This is a genomic window from Acinetobacter albensis (genome assembly GCF_900095025.1).
GTDB classification, from domain to species: domain Bacteria; phylum Pseudomonadota; class Gammaproteobacteria; order Pseudomonadales; family Moraxellaceae; genus Acinetobacter; species Acinetobacter albensis.
This window is the reverse complement of the sequence record NZ_FMBK01000007.1, coordinates 189668-199555: the sequence shown is the minus strand read 5'-3', so window position 1 is coordinate 199555 and position 9888 is coordinate 189668. Positions and strand designations below refer to the sequence as shown.

At 38.7% G+C, this 9888-nt stretch carries 7 protein-coding genes; 3 read left to right on the top strand and 4 right to left on the bottom strand.

Annotated elements, in window-relative coordinates; all coding sequences use genetic code 11:
* The 3 genes from GA0116959_RS14420 to epmA form a co-directional block, all read left to right on the top strand.
* Positions 1-90 (top strand): hypothetical protein (locus tag GA0116959_RS14420; protein ID WP_244878580.1); only part of this gene is annotated, 90 nt, incomplete at its 5' end.
* Between the two features lie 168 nt (positions 91-258).
* Positions 259-1326 (top strand): 4-phosphoerythronate dehydrogenase, encoded by a 1068-nt coding sequence (locus GA0116959_RS07600; RefSeq protein ID WP_092719953.1) that lies wholly within the window; start codon positions 259-261, stop codon positions 1324-1326.
* Positions 1323-2315 (top strand): EF-P lysine aminoacylase EpmA, encoded by a 993-nt coding sequence (gene epmA / locus GA0116959_RS07595; protein WP_092719951.1) that lies wholly within the window; start codon positions 1323-1325, stop codon positions 2313-2315. The genes GA0116959_RS07600 and epmA overlap by 4 nt, the downstream gene beginning before the upstream one ends.
* An 87-nt stretch (positions 2316-2402) precedes the next feature.
* Here the strand turns inward: epmA and GA0116959_RS07590 are convergent, their stop codons facing one another.
* From GA0116959_RS07590 to GA0116959_RS07575, 4 genes are all read right to left on the bottom strand, one after another.
* On the bottom strand, positions 2403-3638 hold the full coding sequence (locus tag GA0116959_RS07590; protein ID WP_092719950.1) for a multifunctional CCA addition/repair protein: 1236 nt from the start codon (positions 3636-3638) through the stop codon (positions 2403-2405).
* An 86-nt stretch (positions 3639-3724) separates the two neighbouring features.
* Positions 3725-5995, bottom strand: coding sequence for an NADP-dependent malic enzyme (locus GA0116959_RS07585; protein ID WP_092719948.1), 2271 nt, complete (start codon positions 5993-5995; stop codon positions 3725-3727).
* A gap of 146 nt (positions 5996-6141) precedes the next feature.
* A complete protein-coding gene (locus tag GA0116959_RS07580; RefSeq protein ID WP_092719946.1) occupies positions 6142-9003 on the bottom strand; it encodes a bifunctional diguanylate cyclase/phosphodiesterase in 2862 nt (953 codons plus the stop codon).
* Positions 9004-9163: 160 nt separating this feature from the next.
* The gene (locus GA0116959_RS07575; protein WP_092719944.1) at positions 9164-9880 is read right to left on the bottom strand and encodes a 16S rRNA (uracil(1498)-N(3))-methyltransferase; all 717 of its coding nucleotides are present in this window, start codon (positions 9878-9880) and stop codon (positions 9164-9166) included.
* Positions 9881-9888: the final 8 nt, after the last annotated feature.

Genomic DNA, 9888 nt, shown 5'->3' with positions numbered 1-9888 from the left:
GAAGTGGTGAATACCTATGAAGGGACGCATGATGTGCATGCTTTGATTTTAGGTCGTGCGCAAACAGGCATTGCTGCTTTTTGTAATTAAGAAATAAAGGATTGAGTGCTGAGATTGAACAAGTGATCTATCTTAAAAATATAAGACTTATTTAAGATAGATTGTTTTTGTTTTATGCATTTACAATAGTATGAACCAGCATAGTCAGGTTCACGACTTCACGTTATGATAGCAATCTTCATGTCATTGGAATGCGCTATGAAAATCGTGGCAGATGAGAATCTGGCTTTTACCGAATATTTCTTTGCAGGCTTTGGGGAAATTCAACACGCTGCAGGGCGTACACTAACCCGTGCAGATGTACAGGATGCAGATGCTTTGTTGGTGCGTTCTGTGACCAAAGTAAATGTGCAATTGATAGAAAATACCGCAGTTAAATTTGTTGGTAGTGCCACGATTGGTACCGATCATTTAGATATTTCAGCTTTAGAAAAAAATGATATCGTTTGGTCAAATGCTGCAGGCTGTAATGCTCAAGCAGTCGCGGAATATGTCATTACGGCATTGTTATATTTACAGCCCGATTTAATTGAAAAAAATGAACAATTCACTTTAGGCATTATTGGCTTGGGAAATGTCGGTTCGCGTTTAGCTTATATGGCAAAATTGCTAGGTTGGAACGTACTTGCTTATGATCCCTATATCAAAGTTGAGCAGGTTCAACAGGTTGAGTTAACTGAATTATTAAAAACTGCAGATGCTATTTCTATTCATGTTCCTTTGACACTCACAGGCGATTATCCAACTTTTCATTTAATCAATGCAGCTACTTTGGCTCAAATGAAACCTAAAGCTATTCTCATTAATTCAGCACGTGGCCCAGTGGTTGAAGAGTCGGCTTTGATTGCTGATCTTCAAAGCACCAAACGCCAAGTCGTATTAGACGTATTTGAGCATGAACCCGAAATTTCAGAACAATTACTCAACGTCATTGATGTGGTAACGCCGCATATTGCAGGTTATAGCTTGGAAGGAAAGGCTCGCGGCACACAAATGGTTTATGAAGCATTTTGCAAAAACTTTCATTTTATTGTGGATAAACAGTTTGAAACGCAGTTGCCTGTATGTGTACAGTATTTTGAAAATCATCATTTAAAACAAGCGTTGAAACAGCATTTGACTGAGATGTATGATATTTCGCGTGATGATACCAATCTACGAGCTTGTTTAAAAGACGGTAAAATAGACCAAAATGCTTTTGATCATTTACGTAAAAATTATCCATTGCGCCGTGAATGGGCTGCACATGGAGGTCCAAAAGCATGAGTTCGGAAAATAAGAAAAGTATCAATTATCAGCCCACTTGTGATCTTCACGCCTTAAAAGCCCGTGCCAAAATGTATGGACAAATTCGGCAGTTTTTTACTGAGCGTGATGTGCTTGAAGTTGAAACCCCGCTCTTATCTCAAGCTGGTGTGACGGATGTGCATTTAGCATCTGTTCAGGCGCTGCGCCATATTGGTGGACATAAGCAAATCCATTATTTACAAACTTCACCTGAATTTGCCATGAAACGTTTATTGGCCAGTGGCAGTGGTGCTATTTATCAAATTTGTAAAGTCTTCCGCGATAATGAACATGGGCGTAAACACAACAGTGAATTCACTATGTTGGAATGGTACCGTCCAAATTTAAGCTTAAAAGAACTGATGTTTGAAGTGACAGATTTACTCAATCTGACTTTGGCACAGCGTTTTGGTGAGGTGCGCCCGACTATTTTGAGTTATAAACATGCATTTATGGATCGTTTGGATTTAAATCCTTTACAAGCCAGTTTAAAAGAATTGAAAGATTGCTGTCAGCGTGTAGGTTTAAATCTAGATTTGGGTGATGATCGTTTAGGTTATATCGATCTACTATTTTCGCACATGGTTGAACCGAGTTTAGGTTTTGATACAGCGGTCTTTTTAACGGATTTCCCTCCTGAAATGGCATCTCTGGCCAAAGTCAAACTGGATGAAGATGGTGAACAAGTCGCTGCTCGTTTTGAACTTTATATTGAAGGTTTGGAATTAGCCAATGCCTATGATGAGTTGATTGACAGCACCGTTTTACGTTCACGCTTTGAAGCGGATAATCTTGAGCGAAAAAAATTAGCTTTAGCTGTCATGCCTGTAGATGAATATTTACTGGCAGCTTTAGCAGATATGCCAGAATGTTCAGGCATTGCTTTGGGGATTGATCGTTTATTGATGATTGCAATGCAACAGATGAAGCTTGAAAAAGTTATTACTTTTCCAGCAAATGTATCTTAGGCAGCTTTGGGTTCCTTCTCTTTTTGGCCTAAAGTGAAGATGGGGGGAAATGATAAAAAGCTTCCCCATGGAGAAGCTTTTTATACCCTATATATTCGCGACCACTTGTCGATGTTTTAACGCTTCAATCGCTTGAATACGACGCTGAATCAGCATTTCACCAATATCAGGACCACGAATGTCTGCAGGCAAGTCCTGTGCTCGAATCCCACGCACCACCTGCATAGCATCGAGTACATATTTTGCTTGTGGATATTCACGATTTTCTAGACCGAGACGACCGCGGGAATCACATTCACAGGCTTGTACATAAGCTTCGACACGTTCTGGACGACGTAACACATCAAGCCGTTGTAATAAACGCCATAAAGTACCTGATTTGAGCGTTAATGCTTGATGGCATTTTAAATGTTCTTTGCATACTGCCAGCGCAAGCTGCTTGGTATTGGTGGGAACTTTAAGTCGCTCGCACACTTCAGTGACAGGTTTTATTCCACGTTCTTCATGCATGATGTGGCGCGGTAATTCATCAACGGGTGTTAATGCTTTACCCAAATCATGAACCAAGACTGCAAAACGAACATCAAGTGAATAATTGGCCTTACAAGCTTGTTGAAGCGACATCATGGTATGAATACCACAATCAATTTCTGGATGGTATTCAGGCCGTTGTGGAACACCATAAAGCGCATCAATTTCTGGAAATAAAACTTTTAGTGCGCCACAGTTACGTAGCACTTCAAAATATTCATCAGCATGCTGTTCCATTAAAGCGCGTGAAGTTTCTTTCCATACCCGTTCAGGCGTTAAAGCCTGTAACTCACCTGATTCAGCCAATTGCTGCATCATTGCCAAAGTCTCTGCGGCCACAGTGAAGCCGTATGCTTTATAACGTGCGGCAAAACGTGCAATACGTAAAACACGGAGTGGGTCTTCTACAAAAGCAGGGGAGACATGACGCAAGATTCGATCTTTCAAATCTTGCTGACCATCATAAGGATCATAAATTTTGCCATCTTCATCCATGGCCATGGCATTAATGGTGAGATCACGACGAATTAAATCTTCTTCGAGAGTAACATTGATATCGGTATAAAATTCAAAGCCGTGATAACCCTGCCCAGATTTGCGTTCAGTTCGGGCTAAGGCATATTCTTCTTTTGTTTGAGGATGTAAAAAAACAGGAAAATCTTTACCTACAGGTTGATAGCCCTGCGCTAAAAGTTGTTTAGGGTTTGCACCGACAACGACATAATCTTTTTCGTGATAGGGGTGACCGAGTAAGTGATCACGTACCGCACCGCCTACTAAATAAACTCGCATGAAAAAACCTCTATTCTTCAAGCAATCATGCTACAGAATAGAGGTTTTCTCAAGTAAAGAACTTTAGCTTTTGCTAAAGAACTTGATTAAGCTTCAGTTTGTTGAATTTCAGCAACAGTTAATGCAGTCATATTAACCAAACGACGTGTGGTTGTGGTTGGTGTTAAAATATGAACAGGTTTTGCTACCCCAAGTAAAATAGGACCAATAGTCACATTATTACCTGAAGTTGATTTCAATAGGTTGAATGAAATATTAGCCGCATCCAAATTTGGCATAATCAACAAATTGGCTGTGCCTTTAAAGCGCGAATTTGGGAATGCAAATTGACGAATATTTTCATCCAGTGCTGCATCACCATGCATCTCGCCTTCAACTTCAAGGTCAGGTGCAATTTCAGACAAAATTTCAAAAACTTTACGCATTTTTTGCGCGCTGGCATCTTGCTGATCACTACCAAAACTTGAATGAGAAAGTAGTGCAACGCGTGGTGTAATCCCAAAACGACGAACTTCTTCAGCAGCCAAAATCGTCATTTCAGCCAACTGTTCGGCAGTTGGATTGGTATTTACATAGGTATCTGCAATAAACAGATTACGATCTTGAAGCATTAATGCATTTAGAGTGAAGCATGTGCTGCGACCTTCTTTAAGGCCAATCACGTTCTTCACAAAATCTAAATGAATGTCATAGCTTGAATATGTACCACACAACATTCCGTCTGCATGACCGTGTTTGACCAGCATTGACGCAATTAGGGTAGAGCGGCGACGTGATTCACGTTGCGCATATTCAGGGGTAACGCCTTTACGCTGCATGGTTTGATAGTAATCATCAGCAAACTTTTCATAATGTGGGTTATTTTCTTGGTCCACGATTTCAATATTGACACCGTGTTCAAGACGTAAACCCAATTTTTTGATGTTTGCTTCAATGACTGAAGTACGACCCACAAGAATAGGGAACGCTAGACCTTCATCGACCGCAATTTGTACGGCACGTAGAACGCGTAAATCTTCACCTTCGGCATAAGCAATGCGTTTTGGATCAGTTTTAGCCTGAGCAAAAATAGGCTTCATCATAAAGGCTGAGTTATAGACAAACTCAGATAGTTTTTGACGATAAGCAGAAAAATCTTCAATTGGACGGGTGGCTACACCAGAATCCATTGCTGCTTGTGCAACTGCGGGTGCAATTTCAAGAATCAAACGTTGATCCAATGGGCGTGGAATGAGATAGTCACGACCAAATGATGCAGATTTTTCCCCATAAGTTGCAGCATCGGCTTCAACATGAGCCATACGTGCAATCGCATGAACACACGCAATTTTCATTTCTTCATTGATGGTGGTTGCACCTACATCAAGTGCGCCACGGAAAATATACGGGAAACAAAGGGCATTATTCACTTGATTTGGATAGTCTGAACGACCTGTTGCCATAATGACATCAGGACGTACTTCGTGTGCATGTTCAGGTAAAATTTCAGGATCTGGATTTGCCAAAGCGAAAATAATTGGATTTTCTGCCATCACTTTAACCATTTCTTTGGTTAAAATACCTGCCGCTGAAAGCCCCAAGAACATATCTGCACCGGCAATAACATCTGCCAGTTGAGTGCCTTCAATATCTTGCACATAACGTTTTTTTGATTCATCCAGATTGTCACGTTTGGTCGTGAGCAAGCCGCGCGAATCGGCAACAATAATATTTTCCTTGCTCGCACCTAAAGCACAAAGCAAATCTAAACATGATAATGCAGCTGCACCCGCACCTGAGGCAACAATTTTGATTTCTTCAATTTTTTTGCCTGTCAACTGTAAAGCATTGAGTAAGGCTGATCCAACGATAATAGATGTACCATGTTGATCATCATGAAACACAGGAATGTTCATGCGTTCACGAAGTTTTTTCTCGATATAGAAACATTCTGGCGCCTTGATATCTTCAAGGTTAATTCCGCCAAACGTTGGCTCTAATGCTGCAATAATATCCACAATTTTATCAGGATCATTTTCTGCAATTTCAAGGTCAAAAACGTCAACACCCGCAAATTTCTTAAACAGTACGCCTTTACCTTCCATGACAGGTTTAGACGCTAAAGGACCAATATTTCCAAGACCTAATACTGCCGTACCATTTGTAATAACAGCCACTAAGTTACCGCGTGCGGTATAGAGTGCTGCTGTTGATGGGTCACGTTCAATCTCTAAACATGGTGCTGCAACACCTGGAGAGTAAGCAAGTGCAAGGTCATGTTGATTGACCAGCTGTTTACTTGGTGTAACACTGATTTTTCCTGGTGTTGGATATTCGTGGTAGTACAAAGCTTGCTGTTTTAATGATTGATCGTCCATCTGAATCTCTATTGTTGCTTGAGTTGCCCAGCCCGAGCTGGTGGTTTTTTACTTGATTGAGTCGAATATAACATTTGTTGTGATCTTAGCACAGTTGCGAATATACCTTTTTCATGCAAAGTTTTATTTCGTCAGAAGGATCCAGTTTAAAAAGGAATCAGCCGATGACGTTCAAGAAAAAGAGTCGCTTCATTTTCAGGTAAGGGTTTTGAAAATAAATAACCTTGTGCAATATCACATTTAAGTCCATGTAAATATTCCATTTGTTGTGTAGTTTCTATCCCTTCTGCAACCACGACTAAGCCCATCGCTTTGCCCATTGCAATCATGGCACTGACGATAGCTTCTTGTTTGTTTTCACCTATTTTTGAAATAAAACTACGATCAATTTTTAATATATCAATAGGAAAATCGGCCAGATAGGAAAGAGATGAGTAGCCTGTTCCAAAATCATCTAATGAAATGTTGATACCCCGTTTCTTGATTTCACCCAGCAGCGTTTTAACTTTGGTTGAATTTTCGAGCAAGGAAGACTCAGTGATTTCAAGCTCTAAACTTGAACCTGAAATTTTATATTTTTCAATGGCATTATCTAGATCTTCAAGCAGTTGACCGCGTTGTAATTGTTGAGCAACCACATTGACTGAAACACAAATATATGGAAAACCGGCATCGTTCCATTGTCTAATTTGTTGAGCCGTTTGTTGGATGACAATTTTACCAATATCCGAAATTAAACTGGTTTGCTCAGCCAAAGGAATAAATAAGTTAGGTGGAATAATGCCTTTTGTTGGATGATTCCAGCGCACCAGCGCTTCAAATCCATAAATGTTTTGGTCAATAAAATTCATTTTGGGTTGATAGTAAACGATCAGCTCATTGTTATGAATAGCGAGTCTTAAATCTCGTTCGAGATAGGTATCGTGTGCTGGCAAAGACTTATTGTGGTTGGAATAATAACATACTGTATTACCCCCCAAGCTTTTGGCTTCAGTTAAAGCTTGTTCTGCGCAATTGTTAAGATAATCAAGTTGACGACCATGCTCTGGATAAAAAGCGACGCCCATCGAGAGAGTAATAATATGATCTTGGCCAAAAATATTAAAAGGCGAACAAAATGCTTCGCTGATTTGAGTACAGTACTGTTGTATGGATGTTTGAGTGGGCAGATATTCATAGACTAAAGCAAAGTTGTCACCATTTAAATAAGCCAGCGTTAAAGCCTCAATATTGGTTTGTCTTAATCTTTGTGCAACCTGACGTAATAACTCATTGCCACCACTGTTACTTAAAAATTCATTTAAAGGTCTAAAACGGTCAATATTGATGTGAATAATGGCCAATTGTTGAATTGATTCTTGTGGATTGACTAAATATTGATGAAGTTGTTCACTATAATAAAAACGATTGGGTAAATCGGTAAGCAAGTCATAATTTTCTAAATAAGATAAACGTTGTTCTTGTCGTTTTCGTTCAGTTAAATCTGAAACAATACCAATATAATGCGTGACCTGATTTTTTTCATTGGTCACAGCATTAATATGTACCCATAGGGTTAATTCTTTTCCGGACAGAAATTTTTCATTCATTTCACCATCAAATTCACCTTTCTGATGCAACTGATGTAGTAGCAAGTCTTGAGTGCTATTGAGATGAGATTCACAGTTTTTGCTAATATCAAAAAGATATTTGCCTAGAATGTCATGGTGTGAAAATCCAGTGATTTGTTCATAAAATGGATTCACTTGAAGAAAGCAAAGATGCTCATCCAGAATAAAAATACCTTCTGCGGCTTTCTTAAATACACTCGCTGCAAGTTTAATTCGTTCTTGATCAAGCCGTTCTTGATGAATATCGCGGCGGATACCCACCATACGTAAAGGTTTTTGATTGACGGGATGGCGCGAAATGACTCTTCCGCTATCATGCACCCATTTCCAAGTTCCTTGACTATTTTTTACACGGTAACTTGCTTCATAAAGATCAGTTTGACCACGTAAATGCTGCTTTAATAAAGATTTAAAGGTACTAAGATCATCGGGGTGAATGATATTTTGTAATTGGTAATGGTGCTGTTTCGAGGGTTTTAATACCTTTTGATACTTATAATCAGTGACCAAAATTTCTCGATCTGTAATATTCCAATCCCAAGGTCTTAAACCTGCGGTTTGATGGGCCAACATTAAATTGTGCTGTTGATTTTCTAAATGATTGTTCATTTGGGCAATATCAAAAGTACGTTTTTTGACTTTTTGCTCAAGCAATTGATTATTCAGTTTTAATTGTTGTTCAATATCTTTTGACTTATTAATTTCAGTTTGGAGTTGTTTACATAATTCATCGGACCAGAGAACTTGCTGTTCTGCATTACGCACCAAACGATTATTTTTAGTATACAGTAGCGAAATACGCTGATGAATGCGGGTACTGATATTGCCGCAGAGTAAAGTCACAATTAAAATAAAATTGATGCTCAAGTAAAATAAATAGCTATAACTTTCACCTGGCATAAACTGTGAAACAAAATAAGGTAAAATAGTGGGAATAAAAGCCCAGCAAAAATAATTGAGTCGTTGGGTGAGAAAAGTTAGCGCAAATGCTTGGCTGACGATCATTAAGAGTGCAGATAAAATGAGTCCATGCACATGGCTAAAATTTTGATTATATTCAGGTAAATAATAATAAAGTAATGCAATACCCGTAGCAATACAGTTGCCTATTACGAAAAGTTGAAATTGCAACCAGCGATTTGAACATTTTAAAGACAAAGTATGAGGCTTGAAATACAGGGTTGTAATGAGTAAAGCTAGGCAGCACAATATTTCAGTAACAATAAACCAGAGGTCAAAATAAGAAGAATCTTTCGTGAAATAAAATTGATAAATACCATATATATAGACAGATACAATCATGATACTGATGAGGAATAAGCGACTAAGCCGAATCGTATTGGTAATTTGAGCAGCACTCACATGCTTTTGAAGATATTCATCCTGAATATTTGACATAAAAGCAGAAACCTTATTTTTATTTTTCCATTCATTAAAATTTCACGTTTAATCAAACTAAATTAGCTTTTAACCTACATTTATATATTTGAATCAAGACTAATTCTGTTATCAAAAAAAATCAATCCAATTAAGATCGATTTATTGAAAATAAATTGAACTAGACAGTTATTTTATAATTGAGAATAGAAAGTGCAACGATAGGTGCAGTTTCTGTACGCAGCACGCGTTCACCAATACACCAATTCACAAAACCAACTTGATTTGAGGCTTCAATTTCAGCTTCGCTTAAACCACCTTCAGGACCAATAAGTAGGGCAATATCTGCTGTGATATGACTTAAAACGTCAACTTGTTCTTTGTTGGGTGCTAAAACTAATTTGGTACTGGGTAATGCGCTGTCTAGCCAATCTTGTAAAGCAATAGGGGCTAATACTTGTGGAACTTGGTTCATTCCGCATTGTTCACAGGCTGCAATCGCGACTCCTTGCCAGTGATCTAATTTTTTTTGATCGCGGTCATATTTAAGACGCATCTCACAACGTTCAGACGTGAGCAATTGAATGTTAGACACACCCAACTCTACCGATTTTTGAATGGCATAATCCATGCGATCACCTTTACTCATCACTTGTCCCAGTAAAGTGGTAAATGCGGGAGTGCGATTATCAGGATTAAAACTATTGATTGAAACGCTGGCTGATTTTTTTAAAACTTCTGTCAGCGTTACTTCATATTCACCGCCTTGTCCATTGAACAAAGTGGCAGATTCACCGACTTTTGCCCGTAATACTTTGACCCAATGATGAAAAACTGTTTCAGTTAATTCAATTTGGGTATTCACCGCCAAATCAGCTTCTATAAAAAAACGAGGCATTTAGTATT

Coding starts and splice junctions, on each gene's coding strand:
- GA0116959_RS07600 (WP_092719953.1), top strand. CDS start 259: ATGAAAATCGTGGCAGATGAGAATCTGGCTTTTACCGAATATTTCTTT.
- epmA (WP_092719951.1), top strand. CDS start 1,323: ATGAGTTCGGAAAATAAGAAAAGTATCAATTATCAGCCCACTTGTGAT.
- GA0116959_RS07590 (WP_092719950.1), bottom strand. CDS start 3,638: ATGCGAGTTTATTTAGTAGGCGGTGCGGTACGTGATCACTTACTCGGT.
- GA0116959_RS07585 (WP_092719948.1), bottom strand. CDS start 5,995: ATGGACGATCAATCATTAAAACAGCAAGCTTTGTACTACCACGAATAT.
- GA0116959_RS07580 (WP_092719946.1), bottom strand. CDS start 9,003: ATGTCAAATATTCAGGATGAATATCTTCAAAAGCATGTGAGTGCTGCT.
- GA0116959_RS07575 (WP_092719944.1), bottom strand. CDS start 9,880: ATGCCTCGTTTTTTTATAGAAGCTGATTTGGCGGTGAATACCCAAATT.